Below are 20,790 nucleotides of genomic sequence, written 5' to 3'. Positions count from 1 at the left end.
CCTTCCAGGCTGACTTTGAAAAGAGGACGGTAAGGGTCCAATCCTTGCGGAACCGTCCACTGGTCACGCTCGAGCCCCTCGGCCCGCAGCGCCCGTCGGCCGCTGAAGGACTCGGCCACCTTCATGGCCTGCACGGCGCCGAGCGGGGTCTTCGCGGTGCCGGTGCGGGCATCGAGAGCTTGCCACTGCGCGGCCTTCGCCTGCCCGGCATCGACCAGTAGTCGCCAGACCGGCCCTCCCGGGTCGGCCATGCCCAGGCGTGCCTCGGTGAAGCTCACGCCGGCCCGCCTGGCAGCCTCTTCGGCGGTCAGGCAGCAACCGGCGCCGAGCGCCAGAGGCTGCAACCCCGCGCGCCGCTCGGCCTGCGAGAGGTTCGGGAATGGCACGTAGTACAGCACGATCCCGGTGACGAACCACATCAGGAACAGCAAGGCCAACGAGATGCCGAGCCACTTGTGGATGAAGATCAGTGCGCGCTTCATGCCCGTGCCACCGGCCCATGGCGCCGCGGCCTGAATGCAGGGAGGGCTCCCCCGCGCGCGCTCATCAGAAGGCCGCCCGGTAGCTGACTTCGAAGCTGCGCGGCGCGCCGATCATGACTTGATTGTTCGCATTGGCGCCGCTCCAATACGCGTAGAACTGGTCGGTCAAGTTGCGAACGCGAAAGGTGATTTCGCCCTTCTTCAGGCTCCAGGTCGCATAGGCGGTCGCCGTCGTGAACCCGTTCATGCGGACCGTGTTGGCGTTGTTGGCGTAGGCGTACCCGGTTCGGTTGACGCCGCCACCGATGCGCAGCGGCAATCCCGGCACCTTGTAGTCGACCCAGAGGTTGGCAACCGCGCCCGGCACGTTCGGCGGGGTGTTGCCCGCGCGCGAGACGTTGCCGGCCTCGATGAGACGGTCGAATTTCGCATCGACCCATGCGAGATTGCCGCTCAGTGTCAGCTCGCGTGTCGCCTTCCAGACCGCGGCGAGTTCCAGGCCCTGCGCGGACTGCTTGCCGCTGTTGACTGTGAGCGTCGGGTTGCTGAAATCGCGCGACAGCACGTTGTCGAGTTCGATCCTGTAGGCCGCCAGCGTGTAGTCAAGGCGGCCCTCCATCGCCGACTGCTTGAGGCCGAGCTCCAGCTGCTTGCCCGTCGAGAGGCTGAAGGCGGCGTTGGCCGCCGAGAGCAGCAGGAGGTTGCCCGTACCGACCGGCGCGCTCGCGTTCGAGTACTGGGCGTAGACCGAAGTGTCGGGATCGATCGCAAAAACCACGCCCAGCCGCGCCGATGTGGGCCTGTATCGCTGCGCGAACGATGCCCGGACCCCGGTGTTGAGGTCCATGTTCTGACGCTCCACCTTCACGTGGTCCTGCCGCAAGCCGCCCACGAGGGTCCATCGGTCGCTGACGGACAGGGCATCTTCCACGAAGATGGACCCCGTGGGAATCCGCGCGTCGAAGATCGTGCGATTGCCCGCACCCGCGAACAGGGCGGGGTTCGCGGCAAAGTTGCCGTAGCGTCCCGGGATGGTGGCGAACTCGCTCACCGAGAGCGCATTGTTGGCTGCGGTCGATCCGTTGGAGAAGTCGCGGTTGGAAGAAAAGTGGGTCTTCGTGTATTCAAGCCCCCCCACGAACCGGTTCTTCATTCCCCCGATCGGCGACGTGTTCGTGAGATCGAGCCGATCCGTCAGGATCTGGTGGTCGTGCGTGATGCCGACCAGGTCGCGCACGATGCGGCCCGGCGCAGCGAAGGCAAAGGACTCCGAATTGCGCCACGCCCTGTCCGCCGTGTAGTAGGAAAGCTGGTTGCGCAGCTTCCATTCCGGCGCGATCTGCCAGCTGAGCTTGGCGCGCGTCCAGAGGCTGTTCGCACTCATCTCGGCATCGTCGAAGTTGTAGTTGCGAAACGCGATGCCGCGATCGACCACTCGCCCGCTGGCGTCGCTGACGATGTCCGTCGGCTGGAGCGCATAGGCACGCGGCACGAGCGGCGTGCCCTGGTAGGACAGCGCACTGTCCCTGGCGTAGTCCATCGACAGATCGAGCGTGAGCTCACGCGTCAATGCCGTGCTGAAGCCCATGGTGAGGTTGTCGTAGCGCTGCTTGTTGCGGTCGATGTACCCGTTGGTCTCCTGGTGGCTGTAGTCCAGTCGGAAAGCGCTGGCCTCGCCCACGTTGACACCCAGGCCGACGCCGGCCCTGGCCGTGCCGAAGCTCCCATAGGAAATCATGGCCTCCGCGCCAGGGTTGCCGCGATCGGGTCGCCTGGTCACGAAGTTGACGGCCGCGCCGATGGCGCCTTCACCGTAGAGCACCGACGAGGGGCCCTTCAAGACTTCGATTCGCTCATAGTTCCAGGTGTCCTGGGGCCGGCTCACCATCGTCGGCACTGCAATGCGATCGCCGTCGAACAGATAGGTGATGAAACCGCCGATGAAGCCGCGCGTCGAGATCACCGATGGCGATCCGGGCGCTCCACCAGCAGTGATGCCCACGCCGCCGCGCAAGGCCTCTTCGAAAGTCCGTGCGCCACGCCGTTCCATGGTCTCCTGGCTGATGACCTCGACCGAAGCCGGCGTTTCCATGACGCTCAGGCCCAGCCTGCCGGCAACTTCGGTCGTTGTTGCCTGAAGCGCCGGCGCCTGATCCTGCCGGGGGGCCGTCACCTCGACCGGTTGCAAGCTCACTTGCGCCAGCGCAGACGTGCTGGCGAGCAGGGCGACAAAGCCCGGGATCGTGATGTGTAGGGTCGTGAAAGGACCTGAAACCCGGGGCCGTATCCCGAGCTCGGCAGGCTTGCGCATATGCTGTTCCTCTAGCCCGCATTCCCGCTGGGCTGTTCCAAGAGACACACGCTGCAATTGCACGAGCCGATGCCAACCCGGCACGCAGGTGCCGAGCAGCACGGACAAACGCACTCCCGCAGCGTCCGAAGGCGATTGCGAAGGCCGGTATCCGGGCTCGCGGGTTGTTGTCATGCGCTTGCGCACAACGACAGAAGTCTCGCCTTCCCACGCTCGATTCAAGCGCAGTGGCTGCGAACACCCGCAGGTGCTCGCTCGAAACTTCTCTATCCGCTTACCGTTGCGGGGGCAGCGCAGGCATTGCGCGTCATCGACGCGCGCACCTGCTTCCCGTTTAACCTCCCAAACCATTTCCGGCATGGGGGGCACCTTCGAACCGTGGCGGAGATCGCTCCCGCAAGGAGCGTTCTGCCGACCGGGCGGATTATAGGAAGCGCCGACGGATTTGCAGACAGCCGAGTTTGAACAGGCCCCTGTGAGTGGGACTGCGCGCCAACCTATACCCGAGCTGTATAGCTCTGCCATAAATCGCCATTGGCGCTATCGGAAGTCGGCTCCTAGACTCACGGCGACAGCACATCCCCCTTCCCTTCCTACATGACCCCCATCTTCAATCCGCCTTCGTGCCGGCGTGTCGGCAGCGACGATCAGCACTACTTCTTCGGGTACTACAACAAGTCCAACTGGGACCACGCCAACCGCCTGGTGCTCGCGCTTCAAGTGCCGTGGTCCGACCGCGAACTCACGCCCGACCTGGTGGCCGGTGTTGGCTATTTCGACACGCAAGATGGGGACCGTTTCGTGCGCGTCGCCGAAACAGGTGCCTGGAACTGGCAGATGGGCGCGCAGCTGCAGTGGCTCGACAACGCTCCGGGGCAAAGAATCATCTACAACGTGCGCACCGCCGCAACGGGATTGCGCTACCCCGGTTTCGGCAGCGAAATCTGCGACATCCTGACCGGTGAAAAACGCAGCCTGCCCATGCCTGTGTATGTGACCGCATCCAACAGCAAGTGGGCCCTGTGCGTCAACTATCGGCGCCTTTGGGTCACGCACCAGACCATTGGGTATAGCGCAGATCAAGACACCCCTCCGGAGGGCGATCTGGCGAAGCATCCGGCTGATGACGGCATCTACCGCATGGATTTGGCCGGCGGCGCTGCCGAGCTCGTCGTGAGCTATCAGGCCCTTCGTGACTTTCAGCCGCGCCAGTCGATGGAGAAAGCACTGCATTGGGTAAGCCATATCGAGATCAATCCAGCGTCGAGCCGCATCCTGTTCTTGCATCGCTGGACCGAACGCGTGGCCGATGAAACCTGCTTCCTGCACCGGCTCATCACCATGAATCCGGACGGCTCCGACATGCGGCTGCTCGAGTGCTCCGACCATCCGCTGCCCCAACTGGCAGATGATTTCGACCCGAGCGCCGTCGGCACCTTCGACTACGAAAAATCGGAGTACCAGATCTCGCATCCGCTTTGGCAAGACAACACGCACATCGTCGTATGGGGACCGCACCTGGGCGAAATTCACTACCACCTGTACACCGACGCGCCCGACGGCGACGTGCAGGTGATCGGCAAGGATGTATTGACCGAGAACGGTCACATGAGCTTCTCGCCGGCAAGTACGCGATGGCTGTTGAGCGACACATACCCGGACGCCCGCACCCACCAGCGCGCTCTATTTATCTACGATATGCAGACGGGCCAGCGGGTCGATATAGGGCGCTTCTACACGAGTCCAGATCTAAGCAAGGAGAATCGGTGCGATTTGCATCCGCGCTGGAGCCGTGACGGCCGTCAGGTATGCATCGACTCGATACACGATGGCGAACGCCGCATCTACATCCTCGACCCCGGGCTACCCTGCTGAAGCAAGCACAAGACGGTGTTTCCACCGTCCTTCTGAGGCAAAGACCTCCGGCGCAACTTGGGCCGGAGGTCTTGTCTCTTATGCCGTCAAGGCAATTACCTCGATTGCGATTTTTGCGCTCTGCACGGGCAGTGGTGAAGCCTTGACGACCGAGCGCGCCGGCGCCATTTGAAAGTGCGCACGCCACACGTCATCGAAGATGGCAAAGTCGTTCAGGTCCGTCAGGAAGACCTGCGCCTTTGCAACGTGTGCGAGGTCACTCCCGACCTTGCGCAGCGCTGCGTCCAGGCGAGCCAGTACCCATTCAGTCTGCAGCTGGATGGACGATGCATAGTGCGGGTATGCGGCATGCACCACGCACTCCGGTGGCATCTCACCGGTGTCGAAACCCGGGAAGATGCCGGCGGAAAATACCAACTCACCGCAGCCGATGGCCTCGGGGCCCCGCGAGCCGATTTCCGGCGGCAGCCGCAGTGCATCGCCGGTGTACGCGGTGAGGTCGATCTCGATGATCGTCCCTGTCACGAGCAGTGAGCCGATCCCCGTCACCGCGAGCGCGGGTTTGCGCGGGAAGGTCTCGCGCCACACGCAAAGGAATTCGTCTTCGTTGCTGGTGTCGAGCAAAAGCGCCTGGCCCTTGATGACGTCCGTGGGCTTGGCGCCGGCGGCAGCCAGCGAACGCGTCATGTTCTGCAGGGTATAGACAGTCTGTTTGGCGAGGTCGACCTGCCCATCCGGTCCTGCAGCCTCGGGCGGCACACCCGCCACGGCATTGTGTGCCAGTTGACCCGAGGTGAATACAAAGTCGCCCGCTCGCATCGCTTCGACTTTCTTGGTCAGCGGACGGGGTGCATCGGAAACTGCGGGCCGAATCGGAATGTCGGCATCGGATGCAACGGCAATCAGCGCAATCTCCAGTCGCGCGCCGGGAATCAGCAGCCCAGCAGCCCCGACGGTGGTGCGTGTCGGCGGATTGGGAAAGTAGCGCTTCCACACCCGGTCGAAACCGGGAAAGTCCGTGCTGTCGAGCAGGAATACATGGGCCTTGATCACACGGTCGAGCGAGCTGCCGGCTTGCTGCAGCGTTTGCGAGAGCGTGCGCAAGATGTAGTCGGTCTGGCGTTCGGCCGCCGAATCGAAATATGGGAACTGGGCATCGATGGTGGCTTCAGGTGCGATCGCATGAACCCAGTCGGTGGCCAGCACGGCCGAGGTAAAAATGAAAGCGCCGGCCCGCACGGCTTCGGTTTGCCAGATGGGGGCCGGAGATTCGTGGCTGCGGGTGTGCGCGAAGTTGCGGCTTTGAGGAAAGTTCATTCAAGGTTCCTGGAGTTGATGGAGAGAGGCAATTCGTTCGATCCAGTGCGCAGCTTCAAGCAGCTGCCGGTCGCCATGCCGCGCACCGACGAGTTGGATGGACAGGGGCAGGCCAAGCGGCCCCCAGGCTACGGGCAGCGAAATACAAGGCAGTCCGATCAGCGACCAACTCAGATTGAAGGTCGCGTCGCCAGTCGACTCGAGTCCGTAGGGCGCCTCGCCTGGAGTGGCGAGCGTCAGCAGCACATCGTGATCGGCCATCAGCGCCTCGACACTGAGGGCCAGGTCGAGTCCGCAAGCCTTTGCAAGCAGGTAGCTTTCATCGTCCACATGCCGGCCGCGCTCGATCTCCGATAGCAACGTCGGGCCGAGTTCCTCGGCTTGAGCGCTGCATCGCTCAGGCAGCAGCGATCGGCCCATTTCGTAGCGGGAGATGGTGCGATGCCAGCCGAGGGACTGCTCAAATCCGACCGGGCACCCGAGGCTGCGAACCGTCGCACCGGCGCGGCTGCATCGAGCGGCCACCTGGTCCAGCACCGCCGCAGCGGCAGAGTCCGCCCGGTCCGCAAACGGACCAGGGAAAAAGCCGATGCGGGGTGCGGGGCCGGCATAGGACAGCGGTGCCGATTCATCGCGTCCTCGCAGCACGTCGAAAAAGAGGGCGACATCAGCCACGCAGGTCGCGAAGGCGCCCACCGTATCGAGCGACCACGAATAGCCTTTGGTGCCCACGGGCGAGAGCGAGCCGAATGTCGGCTTGAAACCGACCGCGCCACAGAATGCAGCCGGACGAATGATCGACCCGCCTGTCTGTGTGCCGGTGGCCAGCAGAATCTGGCCGTCAGCAACAGCAGCAGCCGAACCGGCTGAAGACCCTCCGGGTGTGTGCAGCTTGTTGTGCGGATTCGTCGTCCCACAGGGGCGCGTCGCACCGAACTCCACGGTAGCCGTCTTGCCAAGAATCACTGCGCCCGCCGCACACGCCAGGGCCACGCACGCGGCGTCCATGAACGGACGATGGCCCGCATAGGCGGGTGACCCATACGTCGTTGGCAATGCCTGTGTGTCCGACAGATCCTTGATGCCGATCGGTAGACCGTGCAACAGCCCGCGAGCCGGCTGTCGATCACGTTGGCGCGCTTCCTCTATTGCCTCCTCCACGCCGAGACAGGCCCAGGCATGGAGTTCCTCTTCTCGAGCCATTGCTCTTTCAAGGCTTGCTCGCACGACCTGCTCGGAAGTCCATTGACCGGACCTGATGCCGCGCACACAGTCAATGGCAGTGGCGGCAAAGGCACCAGATGACGGAGAAGAAGCGGAGAACATGCGAGGAAGTCTAGAAATCTCGGTCTATATCCACAAATGATTTGTCGCCACACCTCTATTCGTATTTCACATACATTCGGCGCATCGCCATTCCACCGGAGTTGCCATGGGCCGCCCTTTGAATTCCCGCCAGATCGAAGCCTTTCGTGCCGTCATGCTCAGCGGCACCACCACGGCCGCCGCGCAAATCTTGCACACCACACAGCCGGCGATCAGCCGCACGCTGGCCCAACTGCAGTCCGCCAGTGGCATCCGGTTGTTCGAGATCCAGCGCGGCCGGCTGTTGCCGACACCAGAAGCAAAGGAACTGTTCGACGCGGTGCAGCGGCACTTCCTCGGCCTTGAAAAGGTCGAACAGACCATCGCGTCGCTGAAGCACTCCGGTGTAGGGCTGCTGCGCATTGCGTGCACGCCGGTCCTGGGCCTGGCCGTGCTGCCTTCGGTGGTCTACGGTTTCAAACGCGACTACCCGGGCGTGCACATCACACTGCACACCATCGGAACGCATCTCATGCGCGACGGCTTGCTCAGCGGCATGTACGACATCGCGCTGTCGACCAGTGACATCCGCACGACCGGCCTGGACCCCGTGCTGATGCACCAGGACCGATCGGTCTGCGTCATGCACAAGAAGCACCCGCTGGCGGGCAAGTCGAGTGTGCATGTGCGCGATCTGGGGCACTACCCTCTGCTCGCCCATCACGCGGACGACGCGCAACATCAGATGCTGCAGCAGCTCATGACAAAGCATGGCGTCGTGCCGCCATCGATCATCGAGACCAACTACTCGGCGACGATATGCACGCTCGCGGCCGAAAGCGCCGGCATCGGCTTGGTTAGCACCTACGCGGCTTCGGTGTTTGCGAACCTCGTCCATGCCGCACCGTTCACGCCGGCCATCGCAGTGCAGACACACATGGCCTACGCGCCCAACGTAGCGCCGTCGAAGCTCACCACCGATTTCGTGGAGCGTCTGAAGGCTCACTTCAAGGCAATGAAAGGCTGAAGTACGCGCGGCGATTCCGCGCCGGTGCTTGCGTATACCAACTTCACATGGAAGTGGTGCAATAGATCATTTGTGGACATTCATCCTCACTCCTACACTTTCCCCAGGAACAGGAGTCCACGAAATGATTGTCGATCTCTCTCATGTGTTTCACGAGCAGATGCCCGGCGTGCGCTTCAAGAATGAAGCCGGCGAGCCGGTGGAACTCACGGCTCGCATGCGCCCGTTCATGACCCACGCTCAGTCATGCGCGCATTACGAGGGCAAGGCATCCTTCGAGATCACCGATGTGGCTTTTCAGACCTCGGTTGGAACCAAGATGGACGCACCACGCCATCGCTTCGAAGGCGCGGCCGACATTGCCTCTATCGAGCTCGACCGCCTCGTGCTCGAAGGCGTTGTGATCGATGCGCGCAATGCAGCACCGGAACAGGCACTGCGTCTTGCAGACCTGCAGATCCCGGACGACATCGCAGGCAAAGCAATATTGTTCAATTTCGGCTGGGACCGCCACTGGGGAACCGATGCATACCGTGCACACCCTTTCGTCTCGCGCGAAGTTCTGACACGCCTGCGCGACGCAGGCATTGCGCTGTTTGGCGTCGACTGCTCGAACGCAGATTCGACCAAAGACCCGGAGCGCCCGGCCCACACATGGTTTCTTGAGAAGGACATCCTGATCGTGGAGAACCTGACCCAGCTTGAAAAGCTGCATGGCGCGTCGTTCGACTTCTTTTCGATTCCGCTCAAGGCACGCGACGCGGCGGCCTTCCCTGTTCGCGCATTTGCTCAGCTACGGGGACGGCCGCTACGCGAGAACGCCGCGAGCGCCAGCGCGAAGTTGTCATGAGCGCCTATTGGTCCACCGGCGTCGACCTGCCGAACCTGCAGCAACCTGCCCTCGCGCGGTTGACCGACTTTGTCACCCCGCTGGAGCACGTCTTCTTTCTGCGCCACATGGCCATGCCTGAGATCGATAGGGCAACCTGGCGACTTGCTGTCAGCGGTCTGGTGGAGCATGAGTTGTCGCTGTCGCTTGCCGACCTCGAATCCATGCCGCAGACCGAGATCTGTGCAGTTCATGAATGCGCGGGGCATCCGTTGCATCCCACGGTGCCGGTGCGCCGTGTGGCGAACGTTGTCTGGCGCGGTGTGCGTTTGTCCGAGGTGCTGAAGCAGGCCTGCGTGGCGCCTGCCGCGCGTTTCGTCTGGTCGTACGGCGCCGACAAGGGTGACTACCACGGCGTCGATATTCCGGCCTATGTCAAAGACATGCCAGTTTCTGAGCTGCATGGCGAGGCGATGCTCGCGACGCACATGAACTCCGAGCCGCTCTGTGACAAGCATGGTGGACCGGTGCGCCTCGTCGTGCCTGGCTTCTACGGAACGAACTCGACCAAATGGTTGGTACGACTCGCGCTGAGCGACACGAGATCTCCGGGTTACTTCACGACCGTCATGTACAACGACCGCGTCATCAAAGACGGCGTTGAGCAGCTTTCTCCCGTCTGGAGGGTGGCCCCTCACGCGGTGATGGTGCAGCCATCTGAGCAAGCACATCTAACCTCCGGCAAACAGAAGATCGTCGGTTGGGCATGGGGCGCCGATGCAATCACGCGCGTCGAGGTCAGCACCGACGAAGGCACAAGGTGGGCCGACGCAAAGCTTGACGCGCGCAAAGACCATGCATGGCAGCGATTCGAGTTCGACTGGACGCCGCCATCTTCGGGTACCTACCAGCTGCGTTGCCGCGCGTTCGACAGTACCGGCCTCGGTCAGCCCGAACATGGTGTGCGCAATGCGGTTTTCTCCATCTCCGTCACCGTCGAGTAGTCGACATTCACCACGTTCCACCCCCTAGGATTTCAGAATGATGAAACAACTATTGGCCGTTGCACTGACCGCGATGACAGCGGCAGGCGTGTTTGCACAGACGGGCGACACACTCGCCAAAGTCAAGGCTTCGGGCACCATCACCCTGGGCGTGCGCGAGTCGTCGGGCGCCCTTTCGTACATGATTGGAGACGGCAAGTACGCAGGCTTTCACGTGGACGTTTGCAACCGCGTCATTTCAAACCTGGAACGCACACTTGGCACGAAGCTCGACGTTCGTTACCAGCCAGTGACCTCGCAGAATCGCATTCCGCTCGTTCTGAACGGCACCGTAGACCTTGAGTGCGGCTCGACCACCAACAACCTCACCCGTCAAAAGGAAGTCGCCTTTGCGGTCACTACCTACGTGGAAGAAGTGCGCGTTGCGGTCAAGGCCAACTCCGGCATTGACTCGCTCACGCAACTGGGGGGCAAGGTGATCGTCACCACGACAGGCACGACGTCCGTTCAACTACTGCGCAAGCACAACCGTACTGCGGACCTCAAGTTCAAGGACGTGCTATCCGGCAAAGATATGGCAGACAGCTTCCTGCTGCTGGAGTCGGGCCGTGCGGACGCTTTCGTGATGGACAGCCAGGTGCTGGCCGGCAATATTGCCACCTCAAGAAACCCGGCCGACTACCGGATCGTCGGCGAGCCGATCAGCATCGAGCCGATCGCGATCATGCTGCGCAAGGACGATCCAGCATTCAAGAAGGTGGTCGACAACACCATTCGCGAACTGATCAAGACAGGAGAGTTGGCCAAGATGTATGACCGCTGGTTCATGCAGCCCATTCCACCGAAGAACGTCAAGCTGAATGTCCCTGCCAGTGCTGCGACACGGGCCGCGTGGGCCGACCCCAACGACAAGCCGCTTGAATCGTATGTGTGCAGCCCGCCTTCGTGCGTGCCCCCAGCGCCAGGCCAGTGACTCGGGAGTCTGCGTTTATGCAGTGAAGCGCCAAGATTGAGAAGTCATCTTTCCGGTGAGCACAGCGTCGCCTGCCCGCCAAGAAGTCCTCGTTTGCCGATGAAGGCCGCCCGTGCTCCTCCGCGTCGACGAAGAGAGCAGCTGATCCCGCAGCGGCCCAGGTACCTGATGCGCCAGACCATCGCGCTCAACTTCCTGCGCACACGCGAGCGCGATCCCAACCTGCTCGCGCTGCTGTCGGTGTGCCGCCTGGCCAAGGCCGAACTCGGTTAGCGTGCGGCATCGGCCCGTTCAGGGTTAACCCTCGATCGTTTCGCAAGGCGTAAAGGTCGACGCCGCCGCTTCATTGATCGTCCCGGAGGGGGTGCGTACCGTACGGACCCAGACGCACGGTGCATGTGCGTCGCACCTAAAACACCGGAGACGCATCGATGAGTTCACACTGGATTTCGATCTACGCACTGGTCGGCATGTTCGTGCTCGCCACGGTGCTGCCCATCAACATGGGCGTGATCGCTATGCCGGGGACACCATGAGACTAATTTTGCTGGGCGCGCCCGGGGCGGGCAAAGGCACGCAAGCGGCTTTCATCTGCCAGAAGTACGGCATTCCTCAGATCTCGACCGGCGACATGCTGCGCGCCGCCGTCAAGGCCGGTACGCCGCTTGGCCAGCAGGCCAAGGCCGTGATGGAATCGGGTGGCCTGGTGAGCGATGACCTGATCATCAACCTCGTGAAAGAACGCATCGCGCAACCCGATTGCGCCGATGGATTCCTGTTCGACGGCTTCCCGCGCACCATTCCGCAGGCAGACGCCATGAAGGCGGCCGGCGTCAAGCTCGACTACGCGCTCGAAATCGATGTGCCGTTCAGCGACATCATCGAACGCATGAGCGGCCGGCGCTCGCACCCCGCATCGGGCCGCACCTACCACCTGAAGTTCAACCCGCCGAAGGTCGAGGGCAAGGACGACGTCACCGGCGAAGACCTGATCCAGCGCAAGGACGACGAGGAAGAAACCGTGCGCAAGCGGCTGGAGGTCTACAGCCAGCAGACGCGTCCGCTGGTCGAGTACTACTCGGCCTGGGCCAAGGCCGATCCGGCCACCGCCCCGAAGTACCGCGCCATCAAGGGCGTGGGCACAATCGACCGGACCATGTCCTTAGTTCGGACGGCGCTCAATAACTGATTACGCAGCAGCTCTGTCCGAACTTCATGCGTCTTGCGCTCGGAATCACAACCGCCGCTACTCGAAATTCCGCGGCCAAGGCCGGCTGACCACATTCCACTTCACCCGAGTCCTACGTTGCCGCGTGCGGCGCCGCATCCGCGATCGACATCGACGTCGACGTCGATAGTAGCAACGGTAGCATCGTGTGCCCTACGCTGGTGATCACCGGTAGTAGCAACGAGGCTACGCCGCCGGTGATGTCGCATGGAATTGCCCGGCACGTTCCACCTTCAGTCTGGTTCTTGCGGCCGACACACCCGGCCTTCAGGGAAGGTGCTTTTGGCTTTGCGTCTGGGTGGCTATGCGGCCAACCCCCAGGACAAGGCCTGCGCCAGATCTTCCCGCAGATCGTCAACGCCCTCCAGGCCGATCGAGAACCGCAGCAGATGTCCGGCATAGCTCTGTTTGCCGCTTCGGATGCTTCCCATGTCATAGGGCATGACCAGACTCATGGGACCGCCCCAGGACAGACCAATGCCGAACAGTTTGAGACGGTCGCAGAAGGCATCGACTTGTGCGGGGGTGCGGGACTCGTCGATGAGCACCGAGAAGAGGCCGGCGGCTGCACTGCAGTGTGTCGCCCAGTATTCGTGCCCCGGGCATGATTCCAGGGCTGGGTGCAGCACCCGGCGAACTCCCTCTTGCCTGGCCAACCATGAGGCGAGTGCTCGAGCCGTGGCGTCGTGCAGGTCATAGCGAGCCTTGATGGATGCCAAGCCCCGCAGCACCAGTTCTGCATCGTTGGCGCCCACGCCCATGCCCAGGTCCAGGTAGGCGATGCGGAGCTTGTCATGCAGCCTGTCGTCATTCGTGATGATCGAGCCCATCAAGACATCGGCACCGCCTGAAGGGTACTTTGTCAGCGCGTGGACGCTGACGTCCACGCCCATCTCGAAGGGGGCGAAAGCTATGCCTGCACCCCAGGTGTTGTCGAGCGCGACGATCGCACCGGCGTTCTTGGCCGTCGTCACCAATGAGCGAAGGTCCGGAAATTCCATGGTGATCGAGCCTGGCGCCTCGACCCAGACGAGCTTGGTACGCGCGCTGAGCTTGGCCTGCAGATCGGCAATGTCCAGGGGGTCGTAGCACTGATGGGTGATGCCCAGTTGCGAGAGCGTCGCGCGCGCGTGGCGCAGCGAAGGTCCATAGACGTTGGTGGGCAGAAGCACCTCGTCACCGCTCGACAGCAAACCGAGGTTGACTGCGGCAATGGCGGCCTGCCCGCTCGGGCAGAGCAGGCAATGCCGACCGCCTTCGAGCGTACACAGGCGCTGTTCAAGGGTGTACGTCGTAGGCGTGCCGTAGAGACCGTAGCTGTACCCGTCGCGGTGGCCAAAGGTCTTGGCACGTTCGCGCACCGTTGCCGCGTTCGGGAACAAGACCGTCGACCCCTTGAACACGCCCGGGGGAACCGCTTGGTAGCCGACCGGTGGAACGTAGCCGTGGTGGATCAGTCGGGTGCTGATGTCTTGAGACATGGCGGGAACTCTTCTGCAGGATCAGGAGCTCCAATGTATCGGAACATGAAGCCTCCGCCGCGTCGGCGCTCTGGGCAAAATCGCACATCGGATTGCGGCGATGTGGCAAGGACAATGCAGACCCGCAGCACTGCGCAGCTAGGAGGCGGCATCAAACCACTTGGCATCGCCACCGAAAAGGTCGGTCAGCTTGCGTGCCCCGGCAAAAAGCGCCTGAAGCATCGGCGCCTGGTCGACGTTCTCGAAGCGATAGCGCGGCCCGGAAATCGTCAGCGCGCCTACCAACTGCCGATTCACGCTCAGCACCGGCACCGACAAGGCCGCAATCTCCGCGTCGTACTCGCCGAACGAGGCACAGGACATTTCAGCGCGGACGCGGTCATATTTCTTTCCGGTCTTTTTCTCACCAAAAGCCAAAAGCACCTGCGGAGCGGCCCCTTTGTCGATTGGCAAGCGATCGCCTTCGCGGATGGCATCGCGGATCATGCGGGCCGAGTCGACCCGATGAAGACACACCGCGTGCTCACCGTCCCGGATATAGAACGATGCGCACTCGTAAGTGGCCTCGACCACTTCGCGCAGCACCTCGGGGACGTGTTCCGAAGTGCGGCACTGCCGCTGGTAGATCGCACCGAGCCGCAGTGGCGCGGCACCCAACTGAAAAGAGCCATCGGCCAGGCGCTTGAGATAGCCCATGCGCTGCAACGACTCGGCCAACCGCAGGATCGTGCTCTTGTAGAGCCCCGTGCGGCGCGCAAGATCGGCGAGCGTCAACGCATAGTCCAGCTCGTTGAATGCGTCGAGCAGGCTCAACGCTCGTTCCACCGCGCTCACCCCGGAATCATCAGCCATCGAATGCCACCCAGAAGAAGATCGATCGAGTTTAGCGCGACCCTCCCGGACACCGCACGCACGTTGACCACTCTCAAGACGCGTCGACGTCCAGGCCCAGGAACCGTTCAAGCACCGAGGCATCGGCATCGAGATCTTCGGTGCGGCCTTCGTAGACAACCACGCCCTCCTCGAGAATGTAGTGCCGCCGGGCGAGCGCGCGGCAGACCGCAAAGCTCTGTTCCACCAGTACGATCGGAATACCCGATGCACCGACGCCGCGAATCAGTTCAGTGAGCTCGTCCACGATCACGGGCGCCAGGCCTTCCGTCGGTTCGTCAAGCAGCAGCAACCTGGGCCCCTGTACCAGTGCGCGCGCGATGGCGAGCATCTGCTGCTCGCCGCCGGAGAGCGCACCGCCGAGGTTGCGGCGACGCTCGCGCAGACGCGGAAACTCGTCGTAGACGCGCTCCAGTGTCCATGCCGCGTGCTTTCTCTGTGCGATCTGCAGGTTCTCCTGCACCGACAGCAAGGTGAAGATACCGCGGTGTGCGGGCACCAGCGAGATGCCGCGGCGCGCGATGTCGTCGACCGCCATGCCGACGAGGTCGACGCCTTCGAAGCGCACCGAGCCGGAATGCGCATGCAGCAGCCCGACAATCGTGCGCATCGTCGTCGTCTTGCCCATCCCGTTGCGCCCGAGAACGCTCACGATCTCGCCCGTGTTCACGTGCATCGAAACGCCATGCAGCACATGGCTCTTGCCGTAGGACGCATTCACATCCTCCAGCACCAGGATGGCTTCACTCATGATTGGCTCCCCAGATAGACCCGCCGCACCTGGGCGTTCTCGCGGATTGCCGCCGGTGCACCTTCGGCAATCACGTTGCCCTGGAACATGACGGTGATGCGATCACTGATTCCCATGACCACGTGCATGTTGTGCTCCACCAGCAGCACCGCGTAGCGGGCCTTGAGTCGCTGCAGCAGTTCGGTGATGCGGGGCACGTCCGCAAGGCCGAGTCCGGCCAGCGGCTCGTCCAGCAGCAGCAGGCGGGGTCGGGCAGCAAGGCACATGCCGATCTCCACCACGCGCTGCACGCCATGCGCGAGTGAAGCGACCGGTGTCGCGGCATGGCGGGTCAGCTCCAGCTCGCGCAAAACCTCCATGGCAACGTCGAGCCTCTGCGTCTCGCGCGTCCAGTTGCTCCAGAACCTGTAGGACCGCGACGGGGCGACGCCCATCGCCGCCATCTGCAGGTTGTGCAGCACGCTGCTTTCGCCGAACAGGCTCGTCACCTGGAAGCTGCGCGCCATGCCGAGCCGGGCTCGCCGATGCGCTCCGGAGCGCGTGATGTCCCGCCCCTCGAACACGAGGCTGCCGCGGCTGGCCGGCAGGCGGCCGCTCACGATATTGAAGAATGAGGTCTTGCCCGCACCGTTCGGGCCGATCAGCGAGTGCAGGCCGGTTGTGCCCAGCTCAAGGTCGATCTCTCCGACCGCCGTGAAGCGGCCATAGTCGAGCCCGAGGCCGCGCGCGCTGAGGAAGGGGTTACCCGCGGTCATGCGTGATCTCCCGCGCGCGCGCTTCGTCGAGCCCGCAAATGCCCCCACACATCGCCGAGCCCGCGGGGCGCGAACAGCACCACGGCAATCAGCACGAAGCCGACGATCATCTGCCAGCGCGGCCACCACTGAGACAGCTGCTCGGCCATCAAGGTCATGGCGAGCGCGCCGAAGGCCGCGCCAAGAAGCGACCGGCGTCCGCCGAGGATCGCCATGATGAGGATGGTCTCGGACGTCATGAGGTCGATGTTGGACAGCGGTGCCGAACGCAGCTGCAGCGCATAGAGCGCGCCCGCCAGCGCGGTGATGCCCCCGGAGAGGCAGAAAGCCAGCAGCTTGAGCTTCTGAACGTCGTAGCCGGCGGTCTGCGCGCGCACCTCGTTCTCGCGCACCGCATCGAGTGCGCGGCCGAAGGGCGAGCGCACCACGAGGCGCAAGAACGCGATCGCAAGCACGAAAACCACAGCGATCAACGCATACTGGCCAACGCCTTCGCCGACGATGCCCTCAAGGCCGGTGGCGGGGCGCGGAATGTCTAGCAATCCGTTCTCGCCACCGGTGAGCTGAGGGAACGACAGTGCGGCAAAGTAAGCGAGCTGCGCCATCGCAAGCGTGATCATCACGAAATAGATGCCACGCTGGCGAATGCTCAGCATGCCGATCGCCAGGGCCACGACCATGCCGGCCACGATGCACACGAGCAGCGCCGCCATACCCGCGCCCGGTGCCGCCTTCAGCACGATGCCGACGGCATAGGAGCCCACGCCGAAGAAGCTGCCCTGCGCGAAGCTCAAGAGGCCAGCATAGCCCAGCAACAGGTTGCAGGCGGCCGCCGCAATCGCGAACACCAGCACCACGCCGGCCGTGGCCGTCGAGCCCATCACCAGCGGCATGGCCAGCGCAAAGGCGGCCAGCGCCAGGCAGAACAGCCCGGAGGAATGTTTGATCTTTTCAAGCACGGCCGAATAACCCCTTGGGCATGACGAGGAGAATGCCCGCCATGACGATGAAGATGGCGAGACGCGCGCCCTCGGGCCAGATCGCGCTCATCATGCTTTGCGTGACGCCGATGATCAGTCCGCCCACCAAGGGCCCGCTGAAGCTGCCGATGCCGCCGAGGACAACGACGACGAAAGCGATCACGATCGCCTCCGCACCCATCGAGGGATCGGCGCCGCGCAGCGGTGCGGCGAGGCCTCCCGCCAGTCCGGCCAAGCCGGTTCCCAGTGCGAAGGTCAAGGCATAGACCCTGCTGACCCTGATTCCGAGCAGATTGAGCATCTCGGACGATTCGTTGCCTGCACGCACCCGCGCGCCGAACAGCGTGCGCTCGAAGAGAAACCACAGCCCCAATCCCACCACTGCGCAGACCCCGAAGATGAAGATTCGGTAGACCGGCACCGGATAGGCGCCGAGCATGAACACCCCGGCGAGCATGTCGGGCATGGGCACCTGCTGCGACTCGGGTCCGAAGATCATCACCACGCCTTCGGTCAGGATGAATGTCAGGCCGACCGTGATGAGTATCTGCGACTCGTGCGGCATGCGATAGGTGCGCCGCAGCAGCCAGCGCTCCGCCACCACTCCGATGACGGCCACAGCCGCGAACGACGCGGCAAGCCCGAGCAGGAAGCTGCCGGTCTGCGCAGTGACGAACATCGCCGTGTACGCCCCGATCAGGAACAGTGCACCATGCGCGAAGTTCACGAAGCCCAGCAGCCCGAAGATGATGCTCAGGCCCACGGACAGCAGGAAGTAAACCATGCCGACGCCGAGCCCATTGATCGCCTGGAACAGGTAGATGTTCATGGCCCGCTCACACCAGCTTGCAATCGGACTCGGCCTGGGGAATTAGCGCGCGCGACGAGGACAGGATGTCGGCGTAGTCGTCCGCGTCTTTCATCGCCGCTTTCTTCTTGCCGCGCACCAGCAGGTAGTTCTTGGACACTTGGTGATCGAAGGGGCGGATCTGCTCGTCGCCGGTCAGACCCTGGTAGCTGTGGCCTTCCAGCGCCTTCACGATCGCGGCGGGCTCGTCGCTGCCGGCTCGCTTGGCGGCGTCGAACATCAGCGTGGCGACCTGGTAGTCGGCGGCCGAGTAGAAGCGCGGGTTCTCCTTGAACTCGCCCTTGTAGACGCGAACAAAATCCTTGTTAGCCGGGGTGTCCAGCGTATGCCAGTACTGCAATCCGAAGTACATGCCGTCGGTCACGTCGGCGCCAAGGGCCTGGAACGTGTCGAGTCCCGAGAACCACACGACCACCACCGCCATGCGCTGCTTGAGGCCGAAGGTCGCGGCCTGGCGCAACAGGTCGAGCGTGTTGGCACCGAAGTTCAGTACCACCAGCACGTCGGCGCCAGACCCCATCGCGTTGCCGAGGTAGCCCGAGAACTCCTTCTCCGCCAGCGAGTGGTAGCTGTTGCCCACGTGTTCCAGCTTCGTTTCCTGCATCACCGCCTTCGCATTGCGCAGCAGCGCTTCGCCGAACACGTATTGGCCGGTGATGGTGTAGACCTTCTTCCACTTGGGGTTCTGCTGGATCAGGGGCCGCATCACCGTGTTGACTGCGCCGTAGGTCGGCAGGCCCCAGCGGAACGTGGAGCGGTTGCAGTCCTTGCCGGTCACTTCGTCGGCACCGACGTAGGTGATGTAGACGCCCTTGCTCTTGTCGATCTCCTTCATGATCGCCAGGGCCTCGTTCGACAGCGCGGCGCTGCCGAAGTGGCGCGCCTTGTCCTGGTCGATGGCCTGCTGCACCTTGCGCACCGCGATGGCGGGGTTGCCTTCGCTGTCGATCTTGCGGTAGTCGATGGGCCGGCCCAGCCCGTTGCCGAAGGCCGTGACAGCCGCGCGCACGCCAAGATCGCTGTATTTGCCGCTGGTGGCGAAGTTGCCTGAGAAGGCGTTGACGCTGTAGTAGCTGAAAGGCCTGGCCTGGGCGATGGCAAAGCGCGGCAGCATCAACGAGCCGGTCGCGGCGCTGCCAGCGACGGTGAGGAAGGAACGACGGTCCATGGTTTGTCTCCGTTAGGTTTTTTAGTAAGGAATCTTCGTGCCGCTGCGCGGCTCAGGCCGGCTGCGTGGCCGCGGCATGCTGGCCCGCGCGGCGGCCGAAGACCAAGCCTCGGAGCACCGAGGTCGAGCCTGTGTAGACCTGGTGATAGATGCCCATGGTTTCGCCTGCGGCATACAGCCCCGCGATGACCCGGCCGTCCTGGTCGAGCACCTGCGCGTCGCTGTTGACCTTGAGGCCTCCGAAGGTGAAGCAGTTGGTGGAAATGATCGGGTAGGCCTGGAACGGACCCTTGTCGATCGGTCGCGACCAGTGGCTCTTTCGCACCGCCAGACCAGTGGTGGCGCGGTGGTCGACGTGCATCGGATCGAAGTCGCCCTGGTCTTTCGGACAGGCCGCATTGAACTCGTGCACGGTGCGCGCGAGGCTGTCCGCGGGCACGCCGATCTGGGCGGCCAGTGCTTCCAGTGTGGGAGCGCTGATGGAGGGCTGATCGGAACGGATGCTGGTTCGCCAGCGCGGGATGTCCTCGACCTTCGCGTCGAAAATCACGTAGCTGATGCCGTCGGGTTGATCGGCAATGCAGCGTGAGATGTTGTCGTAATGGGCGTCCACCGTGCCAGGGGCCTCGTCGGTGAAACGGTGTCCGTGCTTGTCGACCAGGATGCCGTAGGGATAGATGAAGACCACTGCTTCGGCCATCTTCGAGCGTGGATCCACCGGCTCCGCGTGGTACGAACCGTACTCGCCGGCGGGCGCCGCGCCGGCATCCAGCGCCATGCGAATGCCTTCGCCCTTGTTGTAGTAGCCGCCGATGGCCACAGGTCGGATGTGCTTGCTGCGAAGCCCTACGTAGCGGGTCATCATTTCGGGGTTGCCCTGGAAGCCGCCGCTGGCGAGCAGCACCCTCTTGGCGTGCAGCACCTCGCGCACACCGTCGGGACGGATCGCGACCACGCCATTCACCGCGCCCTCCTCCCCGCGCACCAGGTCGATCGCAGTGGTCCGATAGCGAATCTCGCCACCCAGTGCGAGTGCCTTCGCGCGCAGGGTTTCTATCAGCGCCAATCCTCCGCCCATTGCCGCGATGCGTGTGGTGTTCTGCGTCAACAGATAGATTGGCTGCGGGCCGAACTTCATTCCAAGCTCCTTCAGCCACGCCAGCGTCGATGGCACCGACTGTGCGAAGGCCGAGATCACTTCCGGATCGGGCAGCGAATGCGCCTTTGCGAATGCCGGCTGAAGCGCTGCGTCGTCCGTCAGTGCGTTGAGCACGTTGGGATCGATATTCCAGCCAGCGTTGTGGGCGAAATGCTCTTCGAAGTCGTCCGAGACTTCCGAGTCATTCTTCATGCGCATGTAGGCTTCGGTCCAGCGCGAGTTGCCGCCGAAGTGCTCTTCCTCCGAGCGCTCGAGATTGACGACCTTGAGGCCCGCTTCCAGGGCGGTGACCGCGGCCGAGAGGCCCGCGACGCCACAGCCGACGATCAGCAGATCGGTTTCCATCTTTGAATTCATGTTGTCTCCGGGGGTGGCGCTCAAGCGCC

General features: G+C 63.2%; 18 protein-coding genes, 2 pseudogenes and 1 riboswitch. Of the genes and pseudogenes, 8 read left to right on the top strand and 12 right to left on the bottom strand.

The window, feature by feature from the left end:
* Both BLR24_RS29760 and BLR24_RS29755 read right to left on the bottom strand, forming a co-directional pair.
* Positions 1-482: pseudogene (locus BLR24_RS29760) on the bottom strand (hypothetical protein); the annotation flags it as partial.
* Positions 483-546: 64 nt separating this feature from the next.
* Positions 547-2,676 (bottom strand): TonB-dependent receptor, encoded by a 2,130-nt coding sequence (locus tag BLR24_RS29755; RefSeq protein WP_254787658.1) that lies wholly within the window; start codon positions 2,674-2,676, stop codon positions 547-549.
* Positions 2,677-2,917: 241 nt separating this feature from the next.
* A riboswitch (cobalamin riboswitch) is annotated at positions 2,918-3,181 on the bottom strand.
* A 209-nt stretch (positions 3,182-3,390) separates the two neighbouring features.
* Between BLR24_RS29755 and BLR24_RS29750 the strand changes: the two genes are divergently transcribed.
* Positions 3,391-4,668 (top strand): hypothetical protein, encoded by a 1,278-nt coding sequence (locus BLR24_RS29750; RefSeq protein ID WP_093024206.1) that lies wholly within the window; start codon positions 3,391-3,393, stop codon positions 4,666-4,668.
* Positions 4,669-4,746: 78 nt separating this feature from the next.
* Here BLR24_RS29750 and BLR24_RS29745 read toward each other — a convergent pair whose 3' ends face one another.
* Together BLR24_RS29745 and BLR24_RS29740 are read right to left on the bottom strand one after the other, a co-directional pair.
* Positions 4,747-5,985, bottom strand: coding sequence for a RidA family protein (locus BLR24_RS29745; RefSeq protein ID WP_093024204.1), 1,239 nt, complete (start codon positions 5,983-5,985; stop codon positions 4,747-4,749).
* A complete protein-coding gene (locus tag BLR24_RS29740; protein ID WP_093024203.1) occupies positions 5,986-7,311 on the bottom strand; it encodes an amidase in 1,326 nt (441 codons plus the stop codon). It abuts the gene before it with no gap.
* A 106-nt stretch (positions 7,312-7,417) separates the two neighbouring features.
* Here BLR24_RS29740 and BLR24_RS29735 point away from each other — a divergent pair, with 106 nt between their 5' ends.
* The 7 genes and pseudogenes from BLR24_RS29735 (at position 7,418) to adk (ending at position 12,312) form a co-directional block, all read left to right on the top strand.
* Positions 7,418-8,317, top strand: coding sequence for a LysR family transcriptional regulator (locus BLR24_RS29735; RefSeq protein ID WP_093024201.1), 900 nt, complete (start codon positions 7,418-7,420; stop codon positions 8,315-8,317).
* Between the two features lie 124 nt (positions 8,318-8,441).
* The gene (locus BLR24_RS29730; protein WP_093024199.1) at positions 8,442-9,167 is read left to right on the top strand and encodes a cyclase family protein; all 726 of its coding nucleotides are present in this window, start codon (positions 8,442-8,444) and stop codon (positions 9,165-9,167) included.
* Complete coding sequence (locus tag BLR24_RS29725) at positions 9,164-10,150, top strand: molybdopterin-dependent oxidoreductase (protein ID WP_093024197.1); 987 nt, start codon at positions 9,164-9,166, stop codon at positions 10,148-10,150. Before BLR24_RS29730 ends, BLR24_RS29725 begins: the two co-directional genes overlap by 4 nt.
* Positions 10,151-10,187: 37 nt before the next feature.
* Complete coding sequence (locus tag BLR24_RS29720) at positions 10,188-11,123, top strand: transporter substrate-binding domain-containing protein (protein ID WP_093024195.1); 936 nt, start codon at positions 10,188-10,190, stop codon at positions 11,121-11,123.
* 138 nt (positions 11,124-11,261) lie between these two features.
* Positions 11,262-11,396 (top strand): annotated as a pseudogene (locus BLR24_RS30545) (LysR family transcriptional regulator); the annotation flags it as partial.
* A 158-nt stretch (positions 11,397-11,554) separates the two neighbouring features.
* On the top strand, positions 11,555-11,659 hold the full coding sequence (locus tag BLR24_RS30540) for a transporter permease (RefSeq protein WP_254787656.1): 105 nt from the start codon (positions 11,555-11,557) through the stop codon (positions 11,657-11,659).
* Entirely contained in the window at positions 11,656-12,312 is a 657-nt protein-coding gene (adk, locus tag BLR24_RS29715; RefSeq protein WP_093024193.1) for an adenylate kinase, read from the top strand. The genes BLR24_RS30540 and adk overlap by 4 nt, the downstream gene beginning before the upstream one ends.
* 341 nt (positions 12,313-12,653) lie before the next feature.
* Here the strand turns inward: adk and BLR24_RS29710 are convergent, their stop codons facing one another.
* The 8 genes from BLR24_RS29710 to BLR24_RS29675 all read right to left on the bottom strand — a co-directional run bounded on the left by BLR24_RS29710 (position 12,654) and on the right by BLR24_RS29675 (position 20,761).
* Positions 12,654-13,832, bottom strand: a complete 1,179-nt coding sequence (locus BLR24_RS29710) for a PLP-dependent transferase (protein WP_093024191.1) — start codon at positions 13,830-13,832, stop codon at positions 12,654-12,656.
* 138 nt (positions 13,833-13,970) lie between these two features.
* Positions 13,971-14,684: an IclR family transcriptional regulator gene (locus BLR24_RS29705; RefSeq protein ID WP_254787654.1), complete on the bottom strand. Its 714-nt coding sequence runs from the start codon at positions 14,682-14,684 to the stop codon at positions 13,971-13,973.
* A gap of 73 nt (positions 14,685-14,757) precedes the next feature.
* On the bottom strand, positions 14,758-15,474 hold the full coding sequence (locus tag BLR24_RS29700; protein ID WP_093024187.1) for an ABC transporter ATP-binding protein: 717 nt from the start codon (positions 15,472-15,474) through the stop codon (positions 14,758-14,760).
* Positions 15,471-16,229, bottom strand: coding sequence for an ABC transporter ATP-binding protein (locus BLR24_RS29695; RefSeq protein ID WP_093024185.1), 759 nt, complete (start codon positions 16,227-16,229; stop codon positions 15,471-15,473). Before BLR24_RS29695 ends, BLR24_RS29700 begins: the two co-directional genes overlap by 4 nt.
* The gene (locus BLR24_RS29690; RefSeq protein WP_093024183.1) at positions 16,226-17,188 is read right to left on the bottom strand and encodes a branched-chain amino acid ABC transporter permease; all 963 of its coding nucleotides are present in this window, start codon (positions 17,186-17,188) and stop codon (positions 16,226-16,228) included. The genes BLR24_RS29695 and BLR24_RS29690 overlap by 4 nt, the downstream gene beginning before the upstream one ends.
* Positions 17,181-18,038, bottom strand: a complete 858-nt coding sequence (locus tag BLR24_RS29685; RefSeq protein WP_093024181.1) for a branched-chain amino acid ABC transporter permease — start codon at positions 18,036-18,038, stop codon at positions 17,181-17,183. The genes BLR24_RS29690 and BLR24_RS29685 overlap by 8 nt, the downstream gene beginning before the upstream one ends.
* A 7-nt stretch (positions 18,039-18,045) precedes the next feature.
* Positions 18,046-19,245 (bottom strand): ABC transporter substrate-binding protein, encoded by a 1,200-nt coding sequence (locus tag BLR24_RS29680; protein ID WP_093024179.1) that lies wholly within the window; start codon positions 19,243-19,245, stop codon positions 18,046-18,048.
* A 52-nt stretch (positions 19,246-19,297) separates the two neighbouring features.
* Complete coding sequence (locus tag BLR24_RS29675) at positions 19,298-20,761, bottom strand: FAD-dependent oxidoreductase (protein ID WP_093024177.1); 1,464 nt, start codon at positions 20,759-20,761, stop codon at positions 19,298-19,300.
* Positions 20,762-20,790: the final 29 nt, after the last annotated feature.

It is taken from the genome of Variovorax sp. OV700, from assembly GCF_900099805.1.
GTDB lineage: Bacteria > Pseudomonadota > Gammaproteobacteria > Burkholderiales > Burkholderiaceae_C > Variovorax.
This window is presented reverse-complemented; position numbering and strand designations above follow the sequence as displayed.